Origin of the sequence: Microbacterium gallinarum (assembly GCF_014837165.1) — a bacterium.
Lineage (GTDB): Bacteria > Actinomycetota > Actinomycetes > Actinomycetales > Microbacteriaceae > Microbacterium > Microbacterium gallinarum.
In genome coordinates, this window is the sequence record NZ_JACSPM010000001.1 from 1,082,723 (window position 1) to 1,108,400 (window position 25,678).

The 25,678-nt window shown below is 69.3% G+C and carries 30 protein-coding genes and 1 tRNA gene; 16 read left to right on the top strand and 15 right to left on the bottom strand.

Features of this window, described 5'->3' with window-relative positions:
• Positions 1–28: 28 nt before the first annotated feature.
• Complete coding sequence (locus H9622_RS04990; protein WP_191764804.1) at positions 29–679, bottom strand: PadR family transcriptional regulator; 651 nt, start codon at positions 677–679, stop codon at positions 29–31.
• A gap of 229 nt (positions 680–908) precedes the next feature.
• On the bottom strand, positions 909–1,514 hold the full coding sequence (gene dcd, locus H9622_RS04995; RefSeq protein WP_191764806.1) for a dCTP deaminase: 606 nt from the start codon (positions 1,512–1,514) through the stop codon (positions 909–911).
• Positions 1,515–1,601: 87 nt separating this feature from the next.
• Between dcd and H9622_RS05000 the strand changes: the two genes are divergently transcribed.
• From H9622_RS05000 to H9622_RS05010, 3 genes are all read left to right on the top strand, one after another.
• Positions 1,602–1,675: transfer RNA gene (locus H9622_RS05000), tRNA-Gly, on the top strand.
• A gap of 280 nt (positions 1,676–1,955) precedes the next feature.
• A complete protein-coding gene (locus tag H9622_RS05005) occupies positions 1,956–2,279 on the top strand; it encodes a hypothetical protein (protein WP_191764808.1) in 324 nt (107 codons plus the stop codon).
• A 326-nt stretch (positions 2,280–2,605) separates the two neighbouring features.
• Positions 2,606–3,151, top strand: coding sequence for a hypothetical protein (locus H9622_RS05010; RefSeq protein ID WP_191764810.1), 546 nt, complete (start codon positions 2,606–2,608; stop codon positions 3,149–3,151).
• Between the two features lie 64 nt (positions 3,152–3,215).
• Here the strand turns inward: H9622_RS05010 and H9622_RS05015 are convergent, their stop codons facing one another.
• Positions 3,216–3,911: a hypothetical protein gene (locus H9622_RS05015; protein WP_191764812.1), complete on the bottom strand. Its 696-nt coding sequence runs from the start codon at positions 3,909–3,911 to the stop codon at positions 3,216–3,218.
• A gap of 188 nt (positions 3,912–4,099) precedes the next feature.
• On the opposite strand from H9622_RS05015, the gene H9622_RS05020 reads away from it, so the two are divergent.
• From H9622_RS05020 to H9622_RS05060, 9 genes are all read left to right on the top strand, one after another.
• A complete protein-coding gene (locus tag H9622_RS05020) occupies positions 4,100–4,408 on the top strand; it encodes a hypothetical protein (RefSeq protein WP_191764814.1) in 309 nt (102 codons plus the stop codon).
• A gap of 26 nt (positions 4,409–4,434) precedes the next feature.
• Positions 4,435–4,998, top strand: coding sequence for a hypothetical protein (locus H9622_RS05025; RefSeq protein ID WP_191764816.1), 564 nt, complete (start codon positions 4,435–4,437; stop codon positions 4,996–4,998).
• Between the two features lie 238 nt (positions 4,999–5,236).
• A complete protein-coding gene (locus H9622_RS05030; protein ID WP_191764818.1) occupies positions 5,237–6,175 on the top strand; it encodes an SDR family oxidoreductase in 939 nt (312 codons plus the stop codon).
• A gap of 69 nt (positions 6,176–6,244) precedes the next feature.
• On the top strand, positions 6,245–7,105 hold the full coding sequence (locus tag H9622_RS05035) for a helix-turn-helix transcriptional regulator (protein WP_191764820.1): 861 nt from the start codon (positions 6,245–6,247) through the stop codon (positions 7,103–7,105).
• 51 nt (positions 7,106–7,156) lie between these two features.
• On the top strand, positions 7,157–7,852 hold the full coding sequence (locus H9622_RS05040) for a phosphatase PAP2 family protein (protein WP_191764822.1): 696 nt from the start codon (positions 7,157–7,159) through the stop codon (positions 7,850–7,852).
• A gap of 189 nt (positions 7,853–8,041) precedes the next feature.
• The gene (locus tag H9622_RS05045; RefSeq protein WP_191764824.1) at positions 8,042–8,359 is read left to right on the top strand and encodes a PQ-loop repeat-containing protein; all 318 of its coding nucleotides are present in this window, start codon (positions 8,042–8,044) and stop codon (positions 8,357–8,359) included.
• On the top strand, positions 8,356–9,066 hold the full coding sequence (locus H9622_RS05050) for a lysophospholipid acyltransferase family protein (RefSeq protein ID WP_318247033.1): 711 nt from the start codon (positions 8,356–8,358) through the stop codon (positions 9,064–9,066). Before H9622_RS05045 ends, H9622_RS05050 begins: the two co-directional genes overlap by 4 nt.
• A gap of 84 nt (positions 9,067–9,150) precedes the next feature.
• A complete protein-coding gene (locus H9622_RS05055; protein ID WP_191764826.1) occupies positions 9,151–9,546 on the top strand; it encodes a hypothetical protein in 396 nt (131 codons plus the stop codon).
• 83 nt (positions 9,547–9,629) lie between these two features.
• A complete protein-coding gene (locus H9622_RS05060; protein ID WP_191764828.1) occupies positions 9,630–10,046 on the top strand; it encodes a hypothetical protein in 417 nt (138 codons plus the stop codon).
• Here H9622_RS05060 and H9622_RS05065 read toward each other — a convergent pair.
• From H9622_RS05065 to H9622_RS05075, 3 genes are all read right to left on the bottom strand, one after another.
• Positions 10,040–12,925 carry a hypothetical protein gene (locus H9622_RS05065; RefSeq protein ID WP_191764830.1) on the bottom strand — a complete coding sequence of 962 codons (2,886 nt, stop codon included), beginning with the start codon at positions 12,923–12,925 and terminating at the stop codon, positions 10,040–10,042. The two genes, H9622_RS05060 and H9622_RS05065, sit on opposite strands and share 7 nt — an antisense overlap.
• 118 nt (positions 12,926–13,043) lie before the next feature.
• Positions 13,044–13,922: an EamA family transporter gene (locus H9622_RS05070; protein ID WP_191764832.1), complete on the bottom strand. Its 879-nt coding sequence runs from the start codon at positions 13,920–13,922 to the stop codon at positions 13,044–13,046.
• Between the two features lie 4 nt (positions 13,923–13,926).
• Positions 13,927–15,192, bottom strand: coding sequence for a serine hydrolase domain-containing protein (locus H9622_RS05075; RefSeq protein ID WP_191764834.1), 1,266 nt, complete (start codon positions 15,190–15,192; stop codon positions 13,927–13,929).
• Between the two features lie 82 nt (positions 15,193–15,274).
• Here H9622_RS05075 and H9622_RS05080 point away from each other — a divergent pair, with 82 nt between their 5' ends.
• The gene (locus H9622_RS05080; RefSeq protein ID WP_191764836.1) at positions 15,275–15,583 is read left to right on the top strand and encodes a DUF2470 domain-containing protein; all 309 of its coding nucleotides are present in this window, start codon (positions 15,275–15,277) and stop codon (positions 15,581–15,583) included.
• Between the two features lie 49 nt (positions 15,584–15,632).
• Complete coding sequence (locus H9622_RS05085) at positions 15,633–16,286, top strand: biliverdin-producing heme oxygenase (RefSeq protein WP_191764838.1); 654 nt, start codon at positions 15,633–15,635, stop codon at positions 16,284–16,286.
• Between the two features lie 5 nt (positions 16,287–16,291).
• Here H9622_RS05085 and H9622_RS05090 read toward each other — a convergent pair whose 3' ends face one another.
• A complete protein-coding gene (locus H9622_RS05090; protein WP_191764840.1) occupies positions 16,292–16,564 on the bottom strand; it encodes a hypothetical protein in 273 nt (90 codons plus the stop codon).
• Positions 16,565–16,625: 61 nt separating this feature from the next.
• The gene (locus H9622_RS16085) at positions 16,626–17,999 is read right to left on the bottom strand and encodes an ATP-dependent DNA helicase (protein ID WP_191764842.1); all 1,374 of its coding nucleotides are present in this window, start codon (positions 17,997–17,999) and stop codon (positions 16,626–16,628) included.
• 141 nt (positions 18,000–18,140) lie between these two features.
• Here H9622_RS16085 and H9622_RS05100 point away from each other — a divergent pair, with 141 nt between their 5' ends.
• Positions 18,141–19,283 (top strand): hypothetical protein, encoded by a 1,143-nt coding sequence (locus H9622_RS05100; RefSeq protein WP_318247034.1) that lies wholly within the window; start codon positions 18,141–18,143, stop codon positions 19,281–19,283.
• A gap of 5 nt (positions 19,284–19,288) precedes the next feature.
• Here the strand turns inward: H9622_RS05100 and H9622_RS05105 are convergent, their stop codons facing one another.
• The 3 genes from H9622_RS05105 to H9622_RS05115 form a co-directional block, all read right to left on the bottom strand.
• The gene (locus H9622_RS05105; protein WP_318247035.1) at positions 19,289–21,265 is read right to left on the bottom strand and encodes a cytochrome c oxidase assembly protein; all 1,977 of its coding nucleotides are present in this window, start codon (positions 21,263–21,265) and stop codon (positions 19,289–19,291) included.
• A gap of 181 nt (positions 21,266–21,446) precedes the next feature.
• Positions 21,447–21,734, bottom strand: a complete 288-nt coding sequence (locus tag H9622_RS05110; RefSeq protein ID WP_127473557.1) for an HU family DNA-binding protein — start codon at positions 21,732–21,734, stop codon at positions 21,447–21,449.
• Between the two features lie 229 nt (positions 21,735–21,963).
• Complete coding sequence (locus H9622_RS05115; RefSeq protein WP_191764844.1) at positions 21,964–22,554, bottom strand: TetR/AcrR family transcriptional regulator; 591 nt, start codon at positions 22,552–22,554, stop codon at positions 21,964–21,966.
• Positions 22,555–22,695: 141 nt separating this feature from the next.
• Here H9622_RS05115 and H9622_RS05120 point away from each other — a divergent pair, with 141 nt between their 5' ends.
• Positions 22,696–23,532, top strand: coding sequence for an alpha/beta hydrolase (locus H9622_RS05120; protein WP_191764846.1), 837 nt, complete (start codon positions 22,696–22,698; stop codon positions 23,530–23,532).
• Between the two features lie 186 nt (positions 23,533–23,718).
• On the opposite strand, the gene H9622_RS05125 is transcribed toward H9622_RS05120, so the two are convergent.
• The 4 genes from H9622_RS05125 to rpmB all read right to left on the bottom strand — a co-directional run bounded on the left by H9622_RS05125 (position 23,719) and on the right by rpmB (position 25,658).
• Positions 23,719–24,840 carry an alpha/beta hydrolase gene (locus tag H9622_RS05125; protein WP_191764848.1) on the bottom strand — a complete coding sequence of 374 codons (1,122 nt, stop codon included), beginning with the start codon at positions 24,838–24,840 and terminating at the stop codon, positions 23,719–23,721.
• A gap of 102 nt (positions 24,841–24,942) precedes the next feature.
• The gene (gene rpsN / locus H9622_RS05130) at positions 24,943–25,248 is read right to left on the bottom strand and encodes a 30S ribosomal protein S14 (RefSeq protein ID WP_191764850.1); all 306 of its coding nucleotides are present in this window, start codon (positions 25,246–25,248) and stop codon (positions 24,943–24,945) included.
• A gap of 3 nt (positions 25,249–25,251) precedes the next feature.
• A complete protein-coding gene (gene rpmG / locus H9622_RS05135; RefSeq protein WP_029145259.1) occupies positions 25,252–25,422 on the bottom strand; it encodes a 50S ribosomal protein L33 in 171 nt (56 codons plus the stop codon).
• A complete protein-coding gene (rpmB, locus tag H9622_RS05140) occupies positions 25,422–25,658 on the bottom strand; it encodes a 50S ribosomal protein L28 (protein ID WP_013584774.1) in 237 nt (78 codons plus the stop codon). The genes rpmG and rpmB overlap by 1 nt, the downstream gene beginning before the upstream one ends.
• Between the last annotated feature and the right edge of the window lie 20 nt (positions 25,659–25,678).

The following is a 25,678-nucleotide window of genomic DNA, read 5'->3' on the forward strand; positions in this document are numbered from 1 at the left end:
GGGCGATCGGTGCGGGCGACGAAGGGGGTCAGGCCCCGAGCTGGAGCGATGCGCCCCAGGCCTTGCGACCCTCCGCGAGCATGTCGCGCACCTGCGTCTGATGCGTTTCAGCCGGGGAAGCGGGGTCGGGCCACGACTCGGTCTGCTCGAGCGCCCACGTCGTCCACTCGATGATGTGGTTGTAGTGGCCGATCATGAAGGTGTTGGACAGTGCGAACAGGTGCCGGCGCTCCGGGAAGGTGCCGCCCGTCTCACTGATGTGCACGGCGTAGCGGGCGAACTGCGCGCGTGCCGTCTCGGCCTGCGCGCGCATGGTCTCGAGGGTGCGTCTCAGGTCGTCGATCGAACCCTGGTCGGAGACGAGGACGCGGATCATCCCCTCGAACTCGAGGGCGACCGGCTCCGGCTCGGCGGCCAGCCACGCGGCGAGCGCCTCCCGGCCCGCGTCGGTGATCGCGTAGACGGTTCGGCCGCGCCTGCCGGAGTGCTCTTCGCGCGCGGTCACCAGACCCGTGGCGAGCAGCTTCTTCACCACGTTGTATCGCTGACGGTCGGCGCGCGGCCAGAGCTGGTCCACGCCGCGACCCAGCTGCTCGGCGAGCTGGTAGGCCGACCAGTCGCTCGTCGCCAGCAGACCGAGGGTCAGGTACGCGGTCGTGGTGAGCTCGCGTTGGGGCACAGCATCCTACTTTCAGAAAATCATCGACGCGGACCGTCCGGATCCCTATACTGCAAACTGCAGTAGCCTTCGGGTCGATCGTGACCGAATCGTGTGGGGACACGGGTCACGGACTGGGGCGGGCTCGATCGGAAGGTTGACCTGCGCCCGATGGCGCTGGGGCAGCCATCGGGGTGGTGCCGGCACCGCTCGCCGGTTCCACCCCGATTGCTCGATCGGGGCCCGAGGCTCAGCCGCCCATGGCTCCTGCGTCGGTCTGACCGACGTCGGTGCGATGGAAGCTCTGGAACGATCGGGATGCCGTCGGCCCACGCTGGCCTTGATAGCGATTGCCGTACGGACCCGAGCCGTAGGGGTTCTCCGCGGGCGAGGTGAGGCGGAAGTAGCAGACCTGGCCGATCTTCATGCCGGGCCAGAGTTTGATGGGCAGCGTGGCCACGTTCGACAGCTCGAGCGTGACGTGGCCCGAGAAGCCGGGGTCGATGAAGCCTGCCGTGGAGTGGGTCAGCAGACCCAGACGGCCGAGCGAGGACTTGCCCTCGAGGCGGGCGGCGATGTCGTCGGGCAGGGTGATCTGCTCGAACGTCGAGCCGAGCGCGAATTCGCCGGGGTGCAGGATGAAGGGCTCCGACGGGTCGACCTCGATGAGTCGCGTGAGCTCGGGCTGGTCCTCGGCAGGGTCGATGAACGGGTACTTGTGGTTGTCGAACAGCCGGAAGTAGCGGTCGAGCCGCACGTCGACACTCGACGGCTGCACCATCTCGGGGTTCCACGGCTCGAGCCCGATGCGACCCGCGTCGAGCTCGTGTCGGATGTCGCGATCGGAGAGCAGCACGAGGCCAGCCTACCGGCGGCGCGGGAGCGTCTGCTTCGGCCTGTGGACCCGCTCTGTTATTCTTTCCAGACGCTGAAAGGCGTGCCCGGGGATGTAGTTCAATGGCAGAACTTCAGCTTCCCAAGCTGATAGCGCGGGTTCGATTCCCGTCATCCCCTCCACTTGTCACTTCCAACGCTCGTTCGGACATTCGAGAGGTGTTCCGGACTGACGTTTTCCGCCGGTAGCGGCACCTCATCGCCACGTAGGGCGGCTTTCAACCACGCCCCTCCCTGCCGCACTCCTTACCGGCGATCCCGGGGCCGATTACCTGGCGCTCTAGCGCTCGTTGCTGCCGAGGGTCCCGCGTCTGCGCCGTTAGCGTGGGCTGCGGGCGTCCCCAGCGCCCTGGCGGGTCGGGTTCCCCAGACCTCCCGCCGTTTTTTATGTGGAGGTTCTGTGATGAAGCTGTTTGCATGCAAGGCCGCGGCTGTAGCGGCACTCGTTGGCGTGCTGATCCTGGGCGGTGCTCCGGCGCACGCCGCGTACCCGTCGGCGAAGTCCTCAGCCGTACTCGTGAAGGCGTGGCCGTCGTCAACGACCGTGCTGTCCCCACCCAAGGGTGCGATCGTCGGCTTGTACCACAACGGCAAGAAGACGCTGGTGTCAACGCCGAAGTGCACGTCGCGGATCGCGGAGCAAGGCACGTTCTACAACTGGGCAACGATCGCCGGCAGTCGCCAGCCGTTGTTCTCACAGCCGATCTACGTCATCAAGTGTCGGTAACCCACTCCGAAACTCCTACCGCCTGACCCCCACGCCCCTCCTCAGCCCACGCCGGGCGAGGAGGGGCGTCCTTCATGGCTCGCCCCGGGGTGGGACCGCAACCGGACCGGCAAGCGGTCGCGTGAGCATCGGGGATGCGACCGACCCGCGGCTTGACCGTGAGCAGCAGGTGAAGTCCATGCCGAGGCCGGGCAAGTCGCAATCGGTGCGGATCCGTATACGCGCATCCGGCTAACGAAGGACGCGGTACCGGAGGTGCGTCTCGCTCGCGTGGGGATGGGAAGTCACATCCACTTACGTGAAGGCCGCGGACTAGGGTCGGAAGCGTGTCTCGAAATCCGGCGGGTGCTGCGGTTGTCTTCGCCGTGGCGGTCCTCTGCGCGGGCTGCGCGTCGTTCCCGAGCGCGCCGGGTGCCGTCGGAGACGGCTATCCCGGCACGTGCATGCCGCCGGAGCTGTCATGGCCGACCGACTTCCTGGAGTCCCTCCCGGGAGAGTCGTCGGCGGTGGGAGGCGAGATCGTCGGTCTTCGGCTCGAGTACCTGGAGTCGCGGTGGGTCTGGCGCCTGAGGAGCGCCGACACGAAGCTCGACTCCTTCGGCGAGCGGGTGGACGATCCGAGTTTCGGCAGGGAGTCGCTCGTCGACGTGCGAACTCTCGAACCGATCGCGACCCGCGAAGTCGCGCTCACCCAGGCCGAGCAGGGCTCGCCGGCGCTCGCGGCGCTCGAAGCAGCGCAGCGCTCGGGCGAACAGTGGCCGAGCCCGCTGATCATCGAGATGGCCCGCGTCAGCGACGGCGATCAGGCAGCGTGGCAGGTGACGACGTGCGACCCCGAGAGCAATCAGCACTCGGTGACGACGCTGGGCTGATCACCGAAGTCGCGCTACTCGGCGCGACTCACTTGTCTGTCGCATGCTCGTGGCATGCGGTTCACTACGAGCGCGGCGCCACGTCGGCCAGAACCTCAAGCAGACGGGGTACCACGGCCGGGTCCTGCGCCATTTCGGGGCTCCCTAGGAGGAGCGAGGTGAAGGTGCCGTCTACGCACTGCTGTGCGGTCACGGCGATCGGCGACTCCTGGGTGGGCACGAAGTTCACGACGTAATTCGACCCGGGTTCCATCCCCTGGATCTCGACCAGCGTGCTGAAGTGCTCACACCCCTCCTCCGGCGCTATCGTGCCGCCCTGGCTGATAATCTCGGCGGCTGCCTTCGCCTTCTCCACCTTCGCCGGATCGAGCATCTCCGCGGCGCCGGCCGCGTCGATCGCGCTCAGCGCGGCGGGAAGCGACTGCGCCCAGGCATCCGCGGGAAGGTGGATCACCTGGATGCCGTGGTCGGTGATGTCGCCGTACTGACACGCCGACGTCTCGGTGCCCGGGACCTTCACCTCGACCGGGGTCAGAGGCTGCCCCAGCAGAGACTCGACAGTCTCGTCATCGAGGACATTGCACGGCGAGTCGCCGGTGTTCCCGAGGGCGTCATCTGACGCCGCGGATGGCACCCGATCGCTGGTAGCAGGGGTCGGGGCACCACATCCCGCCAAGGCGAACACGAGGAGGGCAGTTGCCAACACGGTCGGGACGGAGCCGGACGCGAGCGGGCGACGACCGACGGAGTCATGCTTCACAGTCCGGAGCGTAGTTCATCCCGTGCCAGGCGAAGTCTCAACCCCACGACCTGTGGAAACGTCTCGTATCAGGTCATGGGGTTGGCAACGGGGATGGTGGCTGCCGCAGTTCGGGTCCGCAGATCTTCACGCGCGAGGCCGCTGCTCTGAGGTAGGTTCGCGTCATCCCCGCTCGCAAAGGACTTCGCATGACTGGCAGCGCTGCCGCACCTGGACGCCCCCGTCCCATCCCTCACACCGTGTGGCTCGTCGTCGTTGGTGTCGCGGGCCTGTCGCTCGCGACCGCGCTCAGCCTCGCCGCTCTGGCGATCACGAACCGGACCTGGGACGAGGTCGGAGATGCCGAGCGAGTCGCGGCGCTGTCGGCAGGGGCACAGGTATCTGTCACGCTGGGCATCGTCGCGCTCGTCGGAGCGACCGTGCTCGCCGGCGTCGCGCAGATCGCGACCCGTTCTCTCGCAGATCGAGCGCACGATCGAGAGGGGTCGCTCGAGTAGCCTTCGCGGGCCAGCTCGACCGGACCATGGTTTCCACCTACCTAGAGATCGAGGATGCGATGAAGGGTCGCGGAAGACGAGTCGCGTTCACCACAGCGCTCCTGGTCGCGACCTCCCTGGTCGCCGTAGGTTGCGTGCCGGGTGGTCAATCGGGAAGTCGGCATACGTTGTATGACGACCTCGACTCGCTGGCCCGGGACAGCTCGGCCATCGTCGTGGGATCCGTCAGAGATCAGCGCGAAGAGACATCCGCGGGATTCAGCTCCACGATCTCGACAGTCGAAGTCACCAGCAGTCCTGCGAACCCGAGCCTCGGCTCGAACCTCGAGTCCGGCGCGGTGCCCGTAGCAGTCGGAGAGGTGATCCAGGTTCGGCAGGATGGGCCGGAGCCCAGCGTTCTTCACCCGGGGCAGGAGTACCTGCTCTACCTGACGCCCAGCATGCTCTCCGGGGAGGATTCGACGCACTACTTCATCACCGGAGCGGTCGCAGGGGCGTACGTGAGGAACGGCGATCAGTTCACCCGCGTCGCAATCGACAGCGGCGATCAGCTCCCCGACACGATCACCATCGCAGGCACGGAGTACTGACCGAGCGCCCGTCGAGTAGGGGGCGCCGGAGCTTCCGCGCAAGAACGGAGCGGGTAGCCGAGCGCCCGTCGAGTAGGGGGCGCCGGAGCTTCCGCGCAAGAACGGAGCGGGTAGCCGAGGGTCGGCGAGGGTGGCCGCCCTCCCCAGCCAGGGACGCCCGATCCGGGGGTAACGGCGCCCTGAATCCGCCGGCGCGCCTCGCGCACGATGGGTGAACCCTCACACGAAGGAGCCACCCATGCCGAAGCCCCACGACATCCCCACCCCTGACCTGACTGGCAAGCGCGCGCTCATCACCGGCGCGAGCGACGGCGTCGGATTCGAGATCGCGGCGCGGCTCGCTCGGGCGGGTGCCGACCTCGTCCTGCCCGTCCGCAACGGTGCGAAGGGCGAGTCCGCCGCGGCTCGTATCCGCGAGCGGACGCCGGGCGCCGGCATCCAGGTCCGTCATCTCGATCTCGCCTCGCTGGAATCGGTCGCCGCATTCGCCGACGGCCTGCTCGCCGATGGGCGCGCGATCGACATCCTGATCGCCAATGCCGGTGTCATGAACCCGCCCACCCGGCAGCGCACCATCGACGGCCACGAGCTGCAGTTCGCGGTCAATCATCTGGGACACTTCGCCCTCGTCGCACACTTGCTCCCCTTGCTGCAGGCGGGACGCGCGCATGTGACGAGTCAGGTCAGCGTCGCGGCCGACAGAGGCTCGATCAACTGGGACGACCTCACGTGGGCGCGCCACTACGACCCCATGAAGGCGTACAGCTCATCGAAGATCGCGTTCGGCCTCTTCGCGGTCGAACTGCAGAGGCGATCGGATGCCGCGGGTTGGGGCCTGCGCAGCAACCTCTCGCATCCCGGCATCACTCCGACCAACCTGCTGTCGGCGCAGCCGGGTATGGGGCGACCGAACGACACTGCGGCGGTCAAGGTGATCCGGTGGTTGTCGGGGCGCGGCATCCTGGTCGGCACCCCTTCGTCGGCTGCGCTGTCTGCCGTGTACGCGGCGACCGCCCCGGAGGCGCGGGGCGGACGGATGTATGGGCCGAAGGGCTTCCGTCATCTGGGCGGGCTCCCCGCGGAGCAGCCGCTGTTCACCCGGCTGCGGAGCGAGAGCGACGCACGGCGCGTGTGGGAGCTGTCCGAACAGTTGACCGGCGTCAGCGTCGCCCTGTGATGCGCGCGACGCCGTCGCACGGATCCGCGATCCCTGGCTAACCCCGCGCCCGTACCCGAGACTCGGATCATGGACAGAGCGCAACTGGCGGACTTCCTGCGGCGCCGCCGAGAGGCGTTGCAACCCGAGGACGTCGGGCTGCGGCGCGGCCCGCGGCGCCGGACGTCGGGGCTGCGCCGCGAAGAGGTCGCGGTGCTCTGCGACATGTCCACCGACTACTACAGCCGGCTCGAGCAGAGCCGCGGCCCGCAGCCTTCAGAGCAGATGCTCGCCGCGATGGCGCGCGGCATGCGGCTCAGCCTCGACGAGCGCGACCACCTGTTCAGACTCGCGGGCCACACGGCACCCGCGCGAGCCCTGCGCAGCGAGCACGTCTCGCCCGGCCTGATGCGGGTTCTCGACCGGCTCGCCGACACTCCGGCACAGGTCATGACGGAGCTCGGCGAGACGCTCGCGCAGACTCCCGCCGCTCGCACGCTGTTCGGCGACGAGACGCGGTTCGAAGGATTCATGCGCAGCGTGGGGTATCGATGGTTCATGGATGCCGCGGCCCGCGACGTCTATCCGCACGAGGACCACGCCGCACTGTCCCGCGCGTTCACCGCCGACATCCGGACGGTCTACGCCAAGTACGGTGCACGCTCCCGCGCCGGTGCGATCGTCGCCGCCCTGCTGGCGGAGAGCCCGGAGTTCGCCGCGCTGTGGGAGGCGCACGAGGTGCGGTCGACGCATGCACGTGAGAAGCGGTTGCAGCACCCTGAAGTCGGCGTGATGGACATGCAGTGCCAGATCCTGATCGACCCGGAGCAAGGACAGACGCTCCTCGTGCTCACTGCGACGCCGGGCACCGAGAGCTACGAGCGCCTGCAGCTTCTCGCGGTCATCGGCACCCAGGAGATGTCGCTCGGCGACCGCGATCAGCCGCAGTGATGCTGACGGACATCCCCCGGCTCCCGCCGGCCGCACCGCTACGATGCGGGCATGCCGTTGCTGCGAGCCGTGGTCCTGCCGACGCTCGGAGCAGTCGCCGTGCTGGCTGCGGCTGGGCGGGCCATACGGCTCCTCGGCGGCGACGACCCCCGCGAGGACGAGCCCGTGCGCGCGCTCCAGGAGGCGTTCGGCCACCGGCCGGACGACGTCGATGCCGTCCTCGCGACACGCCCCGCCGACCCGGCTGGGCGTGAGCCGATCGACCGCCTCACCGGGCCGCTCTCGTGGTACTCCGGCGTGCCGCAGACCATCGCGAACGGGGCGATCTGGTGCGGCATCACCTGGATGCTGACGCGCGACCGCCGCTCAGCGATCGCCCCCGCGGCGGTGCTCGCCCTCGAGACCGCATGCTTCGTCGCATCCGCGGCTCTCGTGGAACGACCACGGCCCCAGCGGGTGTGGCGTCCTGAGAAGCCCCATGCGACGTCGTCCTTCCCCTCCGGGCACACGGCAGCAGCCTTCGCGCTCCATGGCACGCTCGCCGACCTGCTCGATCGCCGCGGCGTCCGTGGCGCGCGGCTCGTCGGTCCTGTCCTTCGGTACGGCATTCCTGGAGCGATCGCCTTCTCGCGGGTCTACCGCGGCCAGCACCATATCTCGGACATCGTCGCTGGCGTCGCGCTGGGACGGTGGAGCGCCGCTGTGGTGCGGCGCGGGCTCATATCGGGTCCATCGGCACCGAGGTGATCCGGTCGACCTTCGGGGAGGCGGCCATTCGAAGCTCTGACAGCTCGCGCACCGATCCAACCTCATGTGCGCGAGGGGTATCGGCCGCGGCCCGCGCAGCCTCCTCTCTATCGACACAACGGAAGAGTCCCGGGACCACCGGGCTCAGGGCAGGGAGCGTCAGCGCTCCGCCCGAGGAGGTGAGACACGATGTACGCCTACATCGACGTGCTGGGGTTCGTCGCCTCGGTGATCTCGTTCGTCCTCTGGTGGCCCCAGGCGGCTCTGGTGTGGAGGTGCCGCAAGCACCGGGAGCAGCTGAGAGGAGTGTCGACGTCTTCTCAAGTGCTCCTGTTGATGAACGCATGCCTCTGGGGGGCGTATGCGGTGGGCACCGGCTCGCTCTGGGTCGGTGCGCCCGGGCTGGTGAACGGTCCGCTCGCCGTCATCACCATCGTTCTCCTCAGGCAATCGCGACGAGGACCGCAGGAAGTCCGGGGCTCCACGGCAGATAAAGTGGCGAGGTGACAGCGCCCGCTCCGCCGAGTCCCACCCCCGTGCCGCGGCCGGGTGCCGTCTACTTCCTGGGTCGAGTCGTCCTGCGGCCACTCTTCTGGATGCTGTACCGTCCCCGCATCGTGGGGCGAGCGAACGTGCCCGAGCGCGGGCCGGTGCTGTTGGCGAGCAACCACCTGGCGGCGCTCGACACGGTGATCATCCCGACATCGGCGATCCGCCCCGTCCAGTTCCTGATCAAGTCGTCATACTTCACCGGCCCCGGGATCCTCGGGCGCTTCAAGCGATGGTTCTTCACCTCTATCGGCGGGGTCCCCGTTCACCGCGCGACCGGTCGCGATGCACGCGCCGCGCTCGATGCCGGGAGCAGCATCCTGCGGGCCGGGAGTGTGTTCGCGGTATTCCCCGAAGGGACCCGCTCACGCGACGGGAAGCTTCACGCCGGCCACGGTGGCGCCGCGTGGATGGCGCGCGACACGGGCGCTGCGGTCGTGCCCGTCGGCCTCATCGGGACCGGCACCGTCAGGCCTCTGAGCCACCTGCTGCCGGGGAGGCCGCGCATCGAGGTGCGCTTCGGTGACCCGCTCGATCTCACGGATCTGGAGGGCGTGCCCGACGGCAAGGCGCGTCGCGAGATCACCGAGCGCATGATGGCCGCCATCGCGCGCCTGAGCGGCCAGGAACGCTCCGGCAGCGTGAACGCGACCTCGCGCGACTGAATCGCTCGGCCGTGCGGAGAAACCGCAACGGCGAGCGCCGGGGCTGTGACGCAACGCGCGAAGGCCCGCCGCTACATTGACAGGATGCCCTTCGCCTTCCTCTTCACGCTGGTCCTCGCCCTGCTGGCCGTCTTCCAGCTCGCGCTGGTGCTCGGTGCGCCGTGGGGGCACTTCGCGTGGGGCGGCAAGGACCGTGTACTGCCCGCGCGCAAGCGCATCGGCAGTGTGCTCTCGATCCTGATCTACGCGTTCATGGCGGTGGTGGCGTGGGACCGCGTCGGTGCGATCAGCGTCTTCCCGGACCTGTTCTCGCAGATCGCGATGTGGGTGATCTTCGCCTACTCCGTGCTCGGGATCCTGATGAACGCGATCTCCCGCAGCAAGCCGGAGCGCTACACGATGGTGCCGGTGGCGATCGTGCTCTCGGTGCTGTCGTTCCTGATCGCCATGGGATACGGCGAGGTGACCCTGGCGATCTGACCGCGACACGAGAGCGCGGGTCGCCGGCCGCTCGACCAGGTCGACCGGCATACATTCGGGGATGCTGCGTCGTCGACTCTGGTATGAGACGACTACATGCCTGGGCCGCGGCGCTCTCCACCCTTCTCGCGGGATTCGTCGGAGTATGGGCGTACTTCTTCCCGGAGGCGTTCTACGACTCGTTCCCCGGCGTGCTCGGATCGTGGGTGTCCGTCGACGGACCGTTCAACGAACACCTGATCCGCGACGTCGGCGCCATGTACCTCGCTCTGGGCGCGGCGAGCATCGGCAGCCTCATCTGGCGCAACGAGATCGCCTACCGCATCCTCGGAATCGCATGGACGACGTTCGGCGCTCTGCACTTCGCGTACCACGCCTTCCACCTCGACCACATGCCGCTCATCGACGCCGTCGGGGAGATGATCGCGCTCGGCGTCAGTCTGCTCCTCGGCGTCGTGTTGCTGATTCCGGCCCGGGAGACGCACCGCGAGCGCTACTGACCGGCGCGCAGCGCGGTCACCAGCTCGGCGCGGGCGAGCTCGATCTGCTCGGTGCCGAGATAGGCCGAGTGCTTCGCGACGGTCCACTGGTAGCCCGGGGCCGCCTCGGTCGCGCCGCGGTCTACCGGGTTGCGGACGCTGTGGTAGCTGAACACCGGGAAGCCGAGGAAGTCGGTGCGCCGCCAGAGGTTCCGCCAGCGCGGGTCGCCCTTCGCCCCGGCGCCGAGCAGCGCTGTCAGCGACTCATCCCGATATGCCGCGGCATGCACCTCGGCCTTGGACGCCCTGACGCTCTCCTCGTCGGCTGCAGCACCCGGTCCGGGGAACTCCGCCAGCACCTGCGTCTTCCACGGGTCGCGCCTCCACAGCGACGGAGCCGTCAGCCCGGGCACGCCCAGCACCTGATAGCCGAACACCGACGGGAAGTACCGGCTGAAGTAGGCGCGCAGCTGGCTGCCGTACGAGAGCAGAGCCATACGCTCGGTCAACCGCGTGCTGAGCAGGTCGCCCTCCACGACCGTCTCGCCGCGGAGGGCCAGGATCGTCGCCGCAGAGATGGTCGATCCCATCGAGTGCGCCGTCAGCATGACGGCCGGCAGCGGCGCGGCGGCGTCTGCCCGGGGTTGCCGCAGGAATCGCCTGGTGTGCTCCGCCAGCTCGGGAACGGCTCGTTCCGCGAAGCACGGCGGCGCGAACGGGTGGCCGGCACGCGGGAAGAACGCGACGACGTCCCAGAAGACGCCGAGAGGACGATCAGCACTGGATGCCGCGTTCGCGACGACCGCCGCTGCGGCGACGACCGCCAGCGCGACGAGCACCGACGTCGCGGTGGTGCGCAATCCCGCCGGGAGGCCGGGCGCCCACCCGCCGAGGATGAGCTTCGCCTCGTCGAAGGCGATCGAAGACGAGAGGGCGAAGAAGCCGACCGCAGCGAACGCGGCGATCCACGCGAACAGCGGCTCGCCGCGGTGAAGCAGATGCGACGACCGCCGTGCGAGGGCGCGAATCCGCACCCGTTCGTCCGGGTCGTCGAGAGGCTCGGGATACCTCGCGCCGGGTGCATCCACTCCACCCCCGACCCGAGCGTCGGCTTCGTCATCCGGCGCACTGCCCCTCCACCTCAGCTCGGGAAGCGTGAGCCTGACGAGCTTCGCGAGGTTGATTCCGATCGCGAAGATGAGCAGCACGACGATCCCGACGACCACCGCCAGGAGCAGCACCGCGAAGCGCTCGTACGCGTCGGGCACGTTCCACTCGGTGACCGGCAACGGGTCGCCGGGTTCGCGCCAGATGCGGTCGGTCTCGGGTGGCGCGGGCGCTCCCAGCCAGGAGGCGACCCCGAGCACGAGCAGACTCGACAGTGCCATCGACACGAAGAGCGACAGCAGCATGACCACTGCCGCCCCCTGACCTCGCCAGGCGCGGAACCGCAGCTCGCCGGCATCCGACTCCCCCTCAGCGACACCCGGGTTCGGCTGCGATGTCCGCGAGATGAGCAGGTGAAGCAGCACGAACGCGACAGCCACGGCGGTCAGCGTCCACTGGAGAGAGGAGTCGGAGAGCACCTGACTCGTCAGCAGCGCGGCGGCGCCGAGGGTGAGCACGATCGCGCTGGTGCGCCGGCGCCAGGTCGAGCGCAGTCGCCAGCTCAGCGCGTACAGCGCGAGGAACAGCGCCACCGACATGAGCACGAGTGGCGCAGTGATCAGCCCGGTGAACTGATCCGCGACCTTCGACGGGTCGGTCGGCGGCAGGAACGTCAGAACGAGCCACACGAGGTAACCGACCACGGCGTAGCCGAGGCAGCTGAGCGCGAATATCCGCTTGCGGGCATTGCGCTTGTCGGGCGTCTGATTCCGCTGGGCCAGCAGGACGGGGTTCATTGTCTTCGCCGTTTGCGCTGCCTGTGGCGGCGTGCTCGAGGCAATGATCACCCCGATCACGACGAGCACGAGACCGACACCCGCCACCACCACGAACGCCATCGACATCCCGTCGATCGGCCCCAGGCACGTGGCGAGGTCCTTGGTCAGCGGGGCACCGAGGCAGTCGGCCTCGGGGAACGCGGCATCCCAGGCGAGCAGGAACAGCACCAGCAGGAACGAGCCGGCCACATGCAGCCACTCCGAGGTGTCGCGGCTGCGTGCGGCCGACCAGAACCCGCGGGTCGCCAGGAGCGGCCTGCCTGCGTCTTCCTGGCTGCCGATCTGCTCGCCGAACTTCTCGATCCGGGCTTCGAACCGCACCCGTCCACGGCGTGCGATCGAGTAGAGGACGAGGATGATCAGCACCGGGATGAGGCCGAGGAGGGCCGCCCGGCTGTCGACGTCGAACTCGCGCAAGCCGTCGAAGATCGCGGGCAGGGCCGCACACACCCTGTCCGCTTCGTCGATGCTGCCGCGGAAGCACTGCACCGCGACGAGGTCGATCGCGACCGAGCAGAACGCGGCCACCGCGATGAGCGTGAGCACGAGCCCGAAGACGCGCACCGTTCCCGAGCCGATGTCGCCGTGCCACGCGCGCGTCGTGCCGTCGGGCTGCGGCCTGATCTCGCGCGTCCAGTAGGCGAGGTTCACCAGCGCATAGGGCAGCAGCAGGAACCAGCCGACGTGCACGAACGCCCGCCCGACCGCGGCGAGCGCTCCGCCGCCGGTGCGGGTCTGCGCACCCCACGAGAACGCATGCGTGGACGTGATGCCGTCACCGCTGACGGCTCTGTCCTTCCTCGCCCAGAACGAGCCGAGGGCATCGCCGTCGACACGCTCGATGGCGTCGGGCTCGGACTCGAGCATCTCGGCCGGAGGCGTATTGCTCACGCCGTGGACCCGGATATCGAGGATCAGCGGCGACGGCGGGGCCGTCGATTGCGCGTCAGTCATGGACACTTCCCGGATGCGTCGGTGCCGCCGGACAGATCAGCACGATGGTACTGCGCAGAGGCCTCCGCGCGACATGCTGATACGGTCGCGACGCACACCAGCGCCCGGACCGCGAGCGTCAGGCGAGCGGCTCGGCCGCCTCGCGCGCGGCCCGCGCGGACGACTGGACGGCGCCGATGCTGGCGGCGATGACCAGGGCGATGCCGACGATCTCGAGCCAGGCCAGGTGCTGGCCGAGGAAGATGAACCCGGCGAGCGCCGCCGTCGCCGGCGCGAGGCTCATCAGGATCGCGAAGGCCGCCGCCGGCAGCCGGCGCAGCGCCACCAGCTCGAGTGCGTAGGGGATGGTCGACGACAGCACCGCGACGGCCGCGCCGAGGGCGACGATCTCGACCCGCAGCAGGGCGGGGCCGGCATCCGCCACACCGAACGGGAGTGCCAGCACGGCGCCGACCGCCATCGCCAGCGCGAGCCCGTCGAGCTTGGGGAACGCCTGGCCGACCCGCGCCGACGCGAGGATGTAGAACGCCCAGCTCGCTGCGGCGCCGAGCGCGAAGAGCACGCCCAGCGGGTCGAGCCGGTCCCATCCGCCGCCGCCGAGCGCCACGACTCCCACCAGAGCGAGCAGCGCCCAGAGCCAGGCGGAGCCGCGCTTGCTCGCGACGATCGACAGGACCAGCGGACCGAGCACCTCGATGGTGACGGTCACGCCCAGCGGGAGCCGCTCGAGCGCGAGGTAGAACAGCGCGTTCATGGTCGCGAGGACGACACCGAACCAGACCACGCCCGTCCACGCATGGCGGGAGTGCCCTCGCAGCGTCGGACGGGCGATCAGGAGGAGGATCACCGCCGAGAAGACGAGCCGCAGCATCACCATGCCGAGCGGTCCGACGGTGGGGAACAGCAGGACGGCCAGCGAAGCGCCGACCTCCTGACAGGCGAGGCCGGCGACGACGAGGAGGATCGCGGGGGTGGTTCCCGCGCCGCCGCGCGTCACGGGGTCACTGCTCGGGAGTTGCGCAGATCGCGCCGCTGGCGATCATCTCGTGGTACTGCTCCGCAGTCCAAGGCAGCCCGGCGTCGGGGGCCGTCTGACCGGACGCGGCGGGCGCCTTCGAGGCGATCGCGGCCAGCTCCCATGCGAGGTACGCCCCCACGCCCGAGCCTGCCGCGGAGTCATTGAGCACCACGGCCACCGTCAGACCCGACGTGGGGTCGGAGAACGCAGCGGTGATGTAGCCCGGAACGGAGCCGAACTGCCCGACCAGCGAGCCCGCGAGCACGGCGCCGCCCGCCTGGTTGTACCAGGAGGGCGCTCCCTTCGTCGCCGGAAGCGCGTCGTCGAACCGGTCGTCCTTCTCGGGCTGAAGTGCGCCCGTCGCCAGCGCCTGCGCGTATCGGCCGAGCTCGGTGATGTTGCTCGACACCCCGCTGTCGGTGAACCCGGTCGTGATGGACACGTTCGACACGTCGAGCGGTTCGGCGCAGTTGCTCTTGCCGTCCTCCAGCCGTGGTGCGTGCAGGCCGGTCAGGACCGATCCGGACGGCAGCGCCAGCTGGGTGGCCTCCAGGTCGAGCGGGTCGGCGATGTAGTCCTGGATCAGCTCGGCGGCGGACCGCTCGAGGGCGCGCTCGAGCGCGAGTCCGAGCAGCACGTAGCCGGCGTCGGAGTCGCGGTACGCGGCACCGGGCTCGCCCGACCGGGGCTCGCCCAGCCCGAAGCTGGCGAGCTCGCGCGGGCTCCACTTGCGCTCGGGGTTCGACAGCCAGACCGGCGTCAGGTGCTTCGAGTACGAACCGATGCCCGACGTGCCGTCGCACAGCTGCTCGAGGGTGATGTCGGTGAGGGTGGGAGCGCTCGGCACCCATGTCGCGACGGTGTCGTTCAGCTTGACCTTGCCTTCGGCGGCTGCGGCGTAGAGCACGTCGCAGGTCATCGCCCGTGTCATGCGCCCGGTCCGGAACTGCATGTCCGCACTGACCTTGCCGCCGTCGACCGGATTCTGCGTCCCGAGGCCCTCAACCCAGCTGCCGCTCCAGGGCGCCCAGACTCCGACGATGGCGCCGGACGACCCGGTCGCCTCCATCGCGTTGGTGACGGCATCCTTCAGCTGCTCGACGGTCGCCTCGGCGAGTTTGCCCTCAGCCTGCGGCGGCACGTCGACCTCGACGTGCTTGTCGGGGGAGCATGCTGCGAGGGCGAGCGCGACGACGATCGCGGCGGATGCCGCAGCCATGGCGCGGCGTGTCGCGAGTCGGGCCGTCATTCTCACCCCCCGGTGATCGTCCTCTAGATTCAAACACACCCGGGCACGACTGACTCTCTCAGCATTCTTTAGGCTGACGCTCATGACGCACCACTTCGACGAGTCCGCGCTGGCGGGCGTCCTGGGCCACATGAACAGCGACCACGGGGACGACAACATCCTGATCGCCCGGGCATTCGGCGTCGACGACGTGGTCGGCGCGGTGATGACCGGCTTCGACGGCGACGGCGGAACGTGGGAAGCGACGCTGTCCGACGGCAGCGCGATCGAGGTTCGCGCTCCCTGGACCGGCGGACCGATCACCGCGCGTCCCGAGGTGCGCCGAGAGATCGTCGCCCTGTACGACGAGGCGTGCCGCAGGCTGGGGGTGGAGCCACGGCCGCACGCGTGAGCCGATGACGAGATAGGTAAGGCGAACCTAATCTGTCTAGAATGGGGCCATGAGCGACCCGATCCCGTTCTCCGCTGCGCTGCGTGAGCGCTCGAGTCGCGCCCACTCGTCCAGCGAGCACGCGGGCTTCATGGCCGATCTGATGAAGGGCGAGGGGACGCGCGAGGACTACATCGCACTCGTCGCGCAGCACTGGTTCATCTATGAGGCGCTCGAGCGCACCGCCGGTCAGATGCGCAACGATCCCGTCGCCGCCGTCTTCATCAGCGACAAGCTCACCCGCCTGCCGGCGCTCGAAGCCGACTTGGAGTTCCTCGTGGGCCCCGACTGGCGCGAGAGCATCACTCCGCTGCCGGCCACCCGCGCGTATGTCGACCGCATCAACGAGGTCGGCGCCACGTGGGCGGGAGGATTCGTCGCCCACCACTACACCCGCTACCTCGGCGACCTCTCGGGCGGCCAGTTCATCGGCCGCCTCATGGCCCGCCGGTTCGGCTTCGAGACCAACGGCATCGGCTTCTACCTCTTCGACGACATCGCCGACCCGAAGGCCTTCAAAGAGGTGTACCGCGAGCAGTTGGATGCTGCGCCGTGGGATGCCGAGGAGCAGGAGCATGTCATCGACGAGGTGCTGCTCGCCTACCGCTTCAACACCGATCTGTTCGACGACCTCGCACTCGCGAAGGCGGCTCAGGTCGCCTGACGCGTCTAGAGGTTCTTGCGCGCGTCCGGGTCGTCGGCGAGCCGATCCGCCTCGCGCTCCACGGCCTCCTGCTCGGCCTCGCTCAGCGGGGGCAGCCCGACTGCGTCGGCCGGGATGCCGGCATACGGATCGGCGCCGGGGAACTCCTGGCTGAACGAGCCCGCGACGACTCCGCCGGGAGGAACCTCGTCACCTGCGGCACCCAGCAGCGTCCCTTCGCCGGGCGCCTCCTCCGGGAGATCGTCGCCGAGATGCTGACGGTGCCACTTGTCACTCATGTTCGCTCCTCCACCGGATGTGGCTGAAGTCTACGACTGCGGCAAGCCCGCGGGGGTCCGGTCAGCGACCGGATCCGGCCGCGGCCTGCGCCCGCACACCGGCCATGAACCTCTGCACGTCGGGGTCGACGCGGATGTCACTCGGGCGAAGCGGTCGCGAGAGGTACAGCCCGTCGAGCGACGTCAGCCGCGACAGGGCGACGTACGTCTGACCCGGCGCGAACGCGCCCGAGCCCAGGTCGACGATCGCGCGGTCGTACGTCTTGCCCTGCGACTTGTGGATCGTCACCGCCCACGCCAGGCGCAGCGGGAACTGCGTGAACTCGGCCACGATCTCGCGCGAGAGCGACTTGGAACCGGCGTCGTACGCGTAACGGAACCTCTCCCACACGGCGGGCTCGACGTCGAACTCCTGGCCCTCCACCTCGACGCGCACTGTCCCGCCGGCGATCCGGGTGACGGTGCCGATCGTGCCGTTGACCCAGCGCGGCGGTTCGCCGTACGACTGGACGTCGTTGCGCAGGAACATCACCTGTGCCCCGACCTTCAGCTTCAGCTCCACGTCGGCGGGGTACGCGGCATCCCCTCGTCCGAAGTCTCCGCTGATCTCGGCCATCGCGGTCTGCTCGCGCCCCACGAGCTCGTTCAGGTGACGGCGGTTGATGTTGTTGACGATGTCGTTGCGCGTCGCGAGCGTGATGATCGGATGCTCACCGTCGCGCGGATCCGGCGGCGTGCGGGCGCCGGTGTCGTTGAGGATCTGCGCGATGTCGGCGGTCACCCGGCCGTAGCGCACGGCGTTGAGCATCGCCTTGAACCCCGGATCCGACTGCCGGTGGATGTCGACGAGCTCGCGGATGTTCAGGTCGGCGCCGTACGACCCGACATCGAGGATGCCGTCGCGCGCGGCCTCTCCGACCCAGACCTTCGCGTCGAAGAACCAGAACGAGCGGTAGTGGTCGCGCACGTACCGCAGCTCATCGCCGCGCGGGGGGACGGGTGCGAGCTGGTACGGGTCGCCGAACATCACGATCTGCACGCCGCCGAACGGCTCGCCGCGGCGGCCGCGCGCCTTGCGCAGCGAGCGGTCGATCGCGTCCATGAGGTCGGCGTTCACCATCGAGATCTCGTCGATCACGAGCGTGTCGATGGCGTTGAGCAGCTTGCGGGTCGCGTCGGACTGGTCTTCTTCCTGCGAGCCGATGATCCCGAGGGGGAGCTTGAGCAGCGAGTGAATCGTCTGCCCCTCGACGTTGAGCGCCGCGACCCCGGTCGGCGCGCACACCGCGATCGACTTGCTCGTGCTCCATGCGAGGTGCTGCAGCAGCGTCGACTTTCCGGTGCCGGCGCGGCCGGTCACGAACACGTGCTCGCGCGTGTCCTCGATGAGCCGGAACAGAGCCTCCTGCTCGGCGGAGAGAGGCGGCGTGGTCACCGATCAATGCTAACGAGCGGATGCCGCGCCCCGGTCGCCCACGACGGTTCGGTGGACGACCCGCCCCTTCACAGGGTCGTCCGTCCACATGTGTGACTCCGGGTTTCGGGCGGGACCCACGATGCTTCCTAGACTGGGGGCGTGGACCAAGGGGCGGTGGACACGACAGCCGGTCGCGGGTCTGCGTCGCCGGCTCCGTCCGCGAGCCCGGGGGACGAGGCATCCGCTCTCATCCAGCCGCCGCGCAAGCGCCGCCGCACGCTCGCCCTGGATCTCACCCTGCTCGCCATCGTCGGCGTGCTGCTGATCGCGGCGACGGCCGCGGCCGTCGGGGCCATCCAGACGCAGTTCTACAGCCCGAGCGCGTTCGTCGAGCGCTACCTCGGCATGCTCTCCGACGGCAGGGCGGCCGAAGCACTCACCGTGCCGGGCGTCGTGGTCGAGTCGGCCGAGCTCGAGGCGGCCGGGCTGCCCGCGTCGGCGTCGGAAGCGCTGCTGCGCCGGGCGGCGCTCGCTCCGCTCTCGGACGCGCGGGTGGTGTCCGAGGAGACCGACGGCGACATCACGCGGGTCACGGTCGAATACGTCGCGGCGGGCTACGAGGGCACCACGACCTTCGATGTCGCCCCGAACGGGATGATCGGCATCGCGCCGACGTGGCGCTTCGCAACCAGCCCGCTGGCCGTGATGGACCTCGTGGTCAAGGGGTCGACGGTGTTCTCGGTGAACGGCTTCGAGATCGACAAGCGGCAGGTCTCGGTGGACGGAGCGGATGCCGAGCCGCTCGACCCGCTTCCGCTGCTGGTCTTCTCGCCCGGCCTGTACTCGGTCTCGGTCGACACCGCCATCTCGGCGACGCCCGGCGTCGCGGTGCTCTCCGACAGCCCGTTCCGCTCCATCCCCGTCGAGATCCAGGCCGAGGCCACGGACGAGTTCGTCGCGGTCGTGCAGCAGGAGGTCGAGGCGTTCCTCACCCGGTGCGCAACGCAGGAGGTGCTCCAGCCCACCGGGTGCCCGTTCGGCTACACGGTGCAGGACCGCATCGACTCGCTGCCGAAGTGGTCGATCGCGCGCCAGCCCACGGTCGCCGTCACACCGGAGGGCGCGGGGTGGCGCATCGCACCCACCGAGGCCGTGGCGCACATCGAGGTCGACATCCAGTCCCTGTTCGACGGCTCCATCACTCAGGTGGCCGAGGACGTGCCGTTCATCGTCGAGGGTGAGATCACCGTCCAGCCCGACGGGCGGGCATCGATCGTGGTGACCGGACCCGACACGCGGTAGGGGCGTCAGCGGGGCTGCCGGGCGTCGCGTGCCGCGAGCTCAGCGAGTCGTGCGTTGTACTCCTCGAGCTCGGCGTCGCCCGTGCGGTCGGCGTGCCGGTCGCGGCGCTTCTGGTCGCGGGCGTCGCTCCTGCTCCACTGGATCGCGACGATGATCGCCAGGATGAGCGTCGGGATCTCACCGATCGACCACGCAACACCGCCGCCGACGTACTGGTCTTCGAGCGGCGTCGCCCCCCACGTGCGCCCCATCGAGCCGAACCACTCGGCGATCATGAGCCCTTCCTGCATCATGATCGCGATGCCGAAGAACGCGTGCATCGCCATGACGCCGATGAGCAGCAGCAGCCGGCCGGGGTACGGCAGCCGGTACGGGACCGGATCGATGCCGATGAGCGTCAGCACGAAGAGGTAGCCGGTGATGAGGAAGTGGGCGACCATCCACTCGTGGCCGAGGTGGTCGTACAGCGACCACCGGAACAGGTCGGTGTAGTAGAAGACCCACAGCGACCCGATGAACAGCCCGGCCGCGACGAACGGGTTCGTCAGCACCCGGGCCACCGGCGAGTGCACGGCCCAGAGGATCCACTCGCGCCCGCCGCGCGTGCCGTCCTCGCGCTTGCGGATGGCACGCGCCGCGAGGGTCACCGGAGCGCCCGCGACCAGCAGGAGCGGCACTGCCATGGTGAGCAGCATGTGGCCGACCATGTGCACGCTGAAGAGGTAGTCCTGGTAGACGTTGATGGCGCCGCCGGTCACCCACACCAGCAGAGCGAGTCCGGTCATCCACAGCACGGTGCGGTAGATCGGCCAGGCATCGCCGCGGCGCCGCAGGCGCCAGACACCCATCGCGTAGAAGAAGACGCCGAAACCGGCCGCGACGGCCCACAGCAGATCGATGTTCCACGACGTGAGCCAGCCCAGCGGTGTGAGCTCGGGCGGCAGCGGGGCGCCCGTCAGCACTTCGGCGGGCGTCGGCGGCCCCGGCAGCACGGATGACCCGGGCGGAGGGGTGCGGGCGAGTGCCGCAGCGGCTCCTGAGGCCGCGCCCATGAGCACGAGTTCGAACACGATCAGGGTCCAGAAGGCGCGGGATGCGGCATCCCCCCGCAGCTTTCCGATCAGCCGAGTGCGGTACCACGCCCCGAACGCGCCGAGCGCGATGAGCGCCACGATCTTGACGCACAGGATCGCGCCGTAGGGCGACAGCAGGGCGTCCCAGGTCTGCAGCCCGATCGCCGCGCGCACGGTGCCCGACACGGCGACCACGACGAACGCGGCGATCGCGATGCTCGAGTACCGCGCGACGACGGTCGCGAGGCGGTCGCGATCGAGCAGGGGGCGCACCACCACGAGCAGGATCAGGCCGCCGAGCCAGACGGCCGCGGCGATGATGTGCAGGATGAGCGCGGTCATCGCCTCGTGGTGGAACGCCTCTTCTCCCGAGTGGCCCTGGGTGCCCATCGGCACGAGCGAGGCGGCCGCGAGGATCGCGACGAAGAGGGTGGCCGTCCATGAGCGCACCGCGAACGTGAGCACGGTGAGCGCCGCACCGGCGACCGTGGTGATCAGCCATGTACGGCCGACCTCGGTCTCGACGACGAAGCGGCCGAGCTGCGCTCCGAACTCCGGGCCGGCGTCGATCGCGGGGTTGAAGGCGTCGACGAAGGTGAGGAACCCGGTCGCGGCCGCCGAGACGGTGAAGATCGCCGCGGAGATGGATGCCACATCCAGCGCGACGTCGAACTCGCGCTCCCCCGCGCGCAGCGCGTAGAGCGCCGTCACAAGCGCTCCGACCATGCCGGCGGCGGAGAGGTTGACGACGAGCTTGACGGTGGGGAGTCCCCAGCGGGCGACCGGGCCGGGGTCGCCGATCGCGAGCGGAGCGGCGCCGCCGCCGAACGCCAGCGCCCAGATCAGCACGACGAGCGCGCTGACGGCGAGGATCACGGGCCCTGCGGCCCGCAGGGCGCGGGGACTCACCCCTCCAGCCTAGGCGCGGAATCGCGCGCCTATCGCCGCTGCCGGGAATGCAGAAGGGGGATGCCGCGGCATCCCCCTTCTTGTGTGGTCGTCAGCCGGTTTCGATACGGTCGCTTCGCGGCCTACTCAACCTGACCCGGGTCGCATCAACGCTGCTTCGCAGCATTGATCCGACCACGCGTCACTTGACGGCGGCCTTCAGCTTCGAGCCCGCGGTGACCTTGACGCGCTGGCCGGCGGGGATCTTGATCTCCTCACCCGTCTGCGGGTTGCGGCCGGTGCGGGCGGACGTCTCGACGCGCTCGAACGAGATCCAGCCCGGGATCGAGACCTTGCTGCCCTTGGCGACGGCCTCGGAGACCGTCGAGAAGAGGGAGTCGAGCACGCCCGACACGGCGGACTGGCTCTGCCCGGTCGCGCTGGCGATGCTCGCGACGAGTTCGGTCTTGGTGATGGACTTGTCGGCCATGGGGATTGTCCTCCAAGGCGGCGGAATCGCCGCCTTTTCATTGCTCGGACCGGACGGCATGCGCCCCCCGGCTGGTCGGATCGACCGCCTTGAATGTACCCGACTTCGCGCGCAGATCCGCGTATTTCCGGGGTTTTCGGACGTTACAGGCGGCGTGTCGGGGGTGAAAGTGACCCCTGTGGCCGGTGTGACGAGGGTTTCGGGGTCGTTCGAGGGGTCTCCGCCGCGGTCAGCGGCGGTGCGAGTCGATGACTCCGCGGGCCGTTCGGGCGAAGGCGGGAGCGACCCGATCCTGGCCGTCGAGGTACCCGCCGACGAGCGCGGCGTCGCGCAGGAGCACGAGCGATGCGGCCGCATCGGCGGGGTCGGAGAGCCCTGCGGCGGAGGCCACCTGCTCGAGGGTCGCGCGGAACCAGTCGCGGTGGTCGTCGATCAGCGATCGCACCGGCCCCGCGTCGGGGTACTCGGCCGCCGCATTGATGAACGGGCAGCCGCGCGTGTGGCGCTCCCGGATGTCCTGTTCTATGCCCGCGATCACCAGATCGAGCAGCACCTCCGGGTCGGACGACGCCGCGCCTGCCTCGGTGAACAGGGCGCGCAGGCGTTCGTCCTCGCCCCGGAGGTAGGCGAGGACGAGCCCCTCTTTGCCGTCGAACTGCTTGTACATCGTCGCCCGCGTGACGCCGGCCGCCTCGATGATGCGATCGACGCCGACCGAGTGGATGCCCTCGCTGTAGAAGAGGTCGGTCGCAGCATCGAGCAGCCGCTTCCGGGCAGGGGAGGGGCGCGTGCTCGCGGCGGGCGCGTAGGGGGTGCTCATGGGTGATCCTCCGGCTCCATCGTGCCACTTCCGAACATTTTCGAGATTCTCGGGGAATAGTCTTGTATAGATAGAACGTTCGGTCTACCATCGGTACACATCAGCAGCCCACCGCAGCTGGACACCAACAGGAGAAGGAAAATGAACACCACGACCAAGACCCCCATCGTCCTCATCCACGGACTCTGGATGACCCCGAAGAGCTGGGACACCTGGGCGGAGCGCTTCCGCGCCGCCGGCCACCAGGTCATCGTCCCCGGCTGGCCCGGCATCGACGACCGGTCGGTCGACGACATCCGCACCAACCCTGCTGCCCTGAAGGGGATCGGCCTGAAGCAGATCGCCGACAACTACGAGCGCATCATCCGCGCCCTGCCCCAGAAGCCGATCATCATCGGCCACTCGTTCGGCGGCGTGCTCACCCAGATGCTGGCCGACCGCGGCCTCGGCGTCGCCTACGTCGGCGTCGCACCCGGCCAGACTGCCGGCGTCACCGCTCTCCCGCTGTCGACACTGTGGACCGGAACGCCGATCCTCTCCAACCCGTTCGACCGCAACGGCGCCAAGCCGCTGTCGAAGCGGCACTTCCAATTCACGTTCGGCAACGACCTGCCCCGCGAGGAGTCCGACCGTCTGTGGGCGGAGTACGCCGTCAACTCTTACAACCGCGTCTTCTTCGAAGGCGTGCTCTCGGTGCTCAATGAGAAGGGCGGGGTCACGCACGTCGACTACGGCCGTGCCGACCGTGCGCCGCTCCTCGTGATCACCGGCGAGATCGACCACGTCGTGCCGCCGGCGATCGGCGAAGCGATCGTGAAGAAGTACCGCGCGACGGGCAGCCCCGCGATCGTCGACTACAAGACGTACCCGGGTCGCACCCACCGCCTGGTGAGCCAGGACGGTTGGGAGGAGATCGCCGACTACGCGCTGGAGTGGGCGACGACCCACCAGGTGCGCGAGAACGAGCCGGTCAGCTGATCGGATGCCGCCGCCCGGCGCGGCGGGAAACCACTCCGTCGTCGAGACACCAGGTCATGCGTGGTGTCTCGGCGGTCGAGTGGTCTCTCGGCCGGTGTCCGCGGTGGGACGCACGAGGCCCGGGGCGACAGAGCCCCGGGCCTTCGTCGTGCACGGACGAGGACGCCGGCAGGCGTACGCGTGCGGTCACGCGTGAAGCCGGCGCAGCGCCGCGACGACATCGTCATGCCACCGGCGGGCGGCGGGGAGCACACCGGTGAAGATCGGGGTGTCGTGCGTCACGCCCATGTACCGCACCACGCTGGCGTCGACGCCGGCCGCGCGCAATGCGGCCCCGTAGGCCTCGCCGTCTCCGCGCAGCGGGTCGTACTCGGCGGTGAGGATCACGGCGGGCGGCAGCCCGGCGTGCGATGGGGCGCGGAGCGGCGACGCGTAGGGCTCCCGGGCGTCCTGCGGTCGCGCGAGGTAGGTGCGCGCGACCGATCGCAACTCCCTCACCGTCAGGAATCGCGGGATGCCGAGTGCGCGCATCGCGCCGAGATCGAGGTGGGCGCCGGTCAGGTCGACGACCGGCACCTCGAGGACCTGAACGACCAGCGGGTGGTTCGCGCGATCCCGGTTGACGATCGTCAGCGCCGCGGCGAGGCTGCCGCCGGCGGAGATGCCCATCACGCCGATCCGGCTCGGGTCGACGCCGAGCCCGCCCGCTGAGGCGATCAGCCAGTCCAGAGCCGCCGCGGCCTGCTCGATCTGCACCGGATACCGGTGCTCGGGCGCGAGCGCGTAGTCGACCGCGGCGATCGCGACGTGGGCGTCGACGCAGCGGCGGCGGTACGCGGCATCCGTCGTCGGATAGTCGATGCCGCCGATGCGGAATGCTCCCCCGAAGAACGCCAGGACGGCAGGCACCGGTGCGTCGCCGACGACGGGCGGGTGATAGATCCGCACGCGGACGGACGGATGCCCCGGCACGTCGACCTGGTGCTCGGTGATGCGCACCTCGGGGCCCGGCGAGCCGACCGTGCTCAGCTCGGTGCGATCCCACGCGAGCGCCGCGCGGCGATGCCGGGCGCGGGCCTTCGCGCGAGGACCGAGCGCAGCGGACTTCTCGGGCGCGGACTTCTCGGGCGCGACCGCTCCGGCGGGCTTCGCGGCCGCGCCGGTGGGCTTCGCGGCCGCCGGGAGCATAGTGCCGCGGCTGAACGGCCACAGCGCGGTCATGCGGGCGCGCGCGGAACTGAGCGCCTGGTCGAACATGTACTTGCGATGCACGCGCAGGCGCTCGGCGAAGAACGGGTCCAGCGGCATGGAACCATCCTGGCGGGACCCGGCGGGCGGATGCACTCGCTTGACAAAGCGGAAGGCCCGGAGTTCCGAGGAACTCCGGGCCTTCCGGTGAAGCCGTGGTGCTTACCAGCTCGACTTGGTCACGCCGGGCAGCTCGCCACGGTGCGCCATGTCACGGAAGCGGACACGCGAGATGCCGAACTTCGTGAGGACACCGCGGGGGCGGCCGTCGATGACGTCGCGCGAGCGGACGCGAGCGGGCGACGCGTTGCGGGGCAGCTTCTGCAGGCCCACGCGAGCGGCCTCGCGCTGCTCGTCGGTCGAGTCGGGCGAGACGAGCGCCTTCTTCAGTTCGGCGCGCTTCGCCGCGTAGCGGTCGACGACCACCTTGCGCTGCTCGTTGCGCGCGATCTTGCTCTTCTTGGCCATAGGTCAGCGCTCCTCTCGGAATTCGACGTGCTTGCGGACGACCGGGTCGTACTTCTTGAGCACGATGCGGTCGGGGTTGTTGCGGCGGTTCTTGCGCGTCACGTAGGTGTACCCCGTGCCGGCCGTCGAACGCAGCTTGATGATCGGACGGACGTCCTGTGCCTTCTTGGCCATTAGAGCTTCACACCCTTCGCCTGCAGGTCACGCACGACCGCCTCGATGCCGCGGGCGTCGATGACCTTGATGCCCTTGGCCGAAACGTTGAGCTTGATGTTGCGACCCAGCGACGGAACGAAGTAGGTCTTCTTCTGCACGTTCGGGTCGAAGCGGCGCTTCGTCCGGCGGTGCGAGTGCGAGATGTTGTGACCGAAGCCGGGAACTGCTCCAGTCACCTGGCACACTGCTGCCATAGTGATGTCTCCTTAGTACC

Bases quoted from the DNA above. Each gene is read 5' to 3' on its own strand.
- H9622_RS05005 (WP_191764808.1), top strand. From the start codon at position 1,956: ATGAAGCTGTTTGCATGCAAGGCCGCGGCTGTAGCGGCACTCGTTGGC.
- H9622_RS05020 (WP_191764814.1), top strand. From the start codon at position 4,100: ATGACTGGCAGCGCTGCCGCACCTGGACGCCCCCGTCCCATCCCTCAC.
- H9622_RS05025 (WP_191764816.1), top strand. From the start codon at position 4,435: ATGGTTTCCACCTACCTAGAGATCGAGGATGCGATGAAGGGTCGCGGA.
- H9622_RS05030 (WP_191764818.1), top strand. From the start codon at position 5,237: ATGCCGAAGCCCCACGACATCCCCACCCCTGACCTGACTGGCAAGCGC.
- H9622_RS05035 (WP_191764820.1), top strand. From the start codon at position 6,245: ATGGACAGAGCGCAACTGGCGGACTTCCTGCGGCGCCGCCGAGAGGCG.
- H9622_RS05040 (WP_191764822.1), top strand. From the start codon at position 7,157: ATGCCGTTGCTGCGAGCCGTGGTCCTGCCGACGCTCGGAGCAGTCGCC.
- H9622_RS05045 (WP_191764824.1), top strand. From the start codon at position 8,042: ATGTACGCCTACATCGACGTGCTGGGGTTCGTCGCCTCGGTGATCTCG.
- H9622_RS05055 (WP_191764826.1), top strand. From the start codon at position 9,151: ATGCCCTTCGCCTTCCTCTTCACGCTGGTCCTCGCCCTGCTGGCCGTC.
- H9622_RS05060 (WP_191764828.1), top strand. From the start codon at position 9,630: ATGAGACGACTACATGCCTGGGCCGCGGCGCTCTCCACCCTTCTCGCG.
- H9622_RS05065 (WP_191764830.1), bottom strand. From the start codon at position 12,925: ATGACTGACGCGCAATCGACGGCCCCGCCGTCGCCGCTGATCCTCGAT.
- H9622_RS05075 (WP_191764834.1), bottom strand. From the start codon at position 15,192: ATGACGGCCCGACTCGCGACACGCCGCGCCATGGCTGCGGCATCCGCC.
- H9622_RS05080 (WP_191764836.1), top strand. From the start codon at position 15,275: ATGACGCACCACTTCGACGAGTCCGCGCTGGCGGGCGTCCTGGGCCAC.
- H9622_RS05085 (WP_191764838.1), top strand. From the start codon at position 15,633: ATGAGCGACCCGATCCCGTTCTCCGCTGCGCTGCGTGAGCGCTCGAGT.
- H9622_RS05090 (WP_191764840.1), bottom strand. From the start codon at position 16,564: ATGAGTGACAAGTGGCACCGTCAGCATCTCGGCGACGATCTCCCGGAG.
- H9622_RS05110 (WP_127473557.1), bottom strand. From the start codon at position 21,734: ATGGCCGACAAGTCCATCACCAAGACCGAACTCGTCGCGAGCATCGCC.
- H9622_RS05115 (WP_191764844.1), bottom strand. From the start codon at position 22,554: ATGAGCACCCCCTACGCGCCCGCCGCGAGCACGCGCCCCTCCCCTGCC.
- H9622_RS05120 (WP_191764846.1), top strand. From the start codon at position 22,696: ATGAACACCACGACCAAGACCCCCATCGTCCTCATCCACGGACTCTGG.
- H9622_RS05125 (WP_191764848.1), bottom strand. From the start codon at position 24,840: ATGCCGCTGGACCCGTTCTTCGCCGAGCGCCTGCGCGTGCATCGCAAG.
- rpsN (WP_191764850.1), bottom strand. From the start codon at position 25,248: ATGGCCAAGAAGAGCAAGATCGCGCGCAACGAGCAGCGCAAGGTGGTC.
- rpmG (WP_029145259.1), bottom strand. From the start codon at position 25,422: ATGGCCAAGAAGGCACAGGACGTCCGTCCGATCATCAAGCTGCGTTCG.
- rpmB (WP_013584774.1), bottom strand. From the start codon at position 25,658: ATGGCAGCAGTGTGCCAGGTGACTGGAGCAGTTCCCGGCTTCGGTCAC.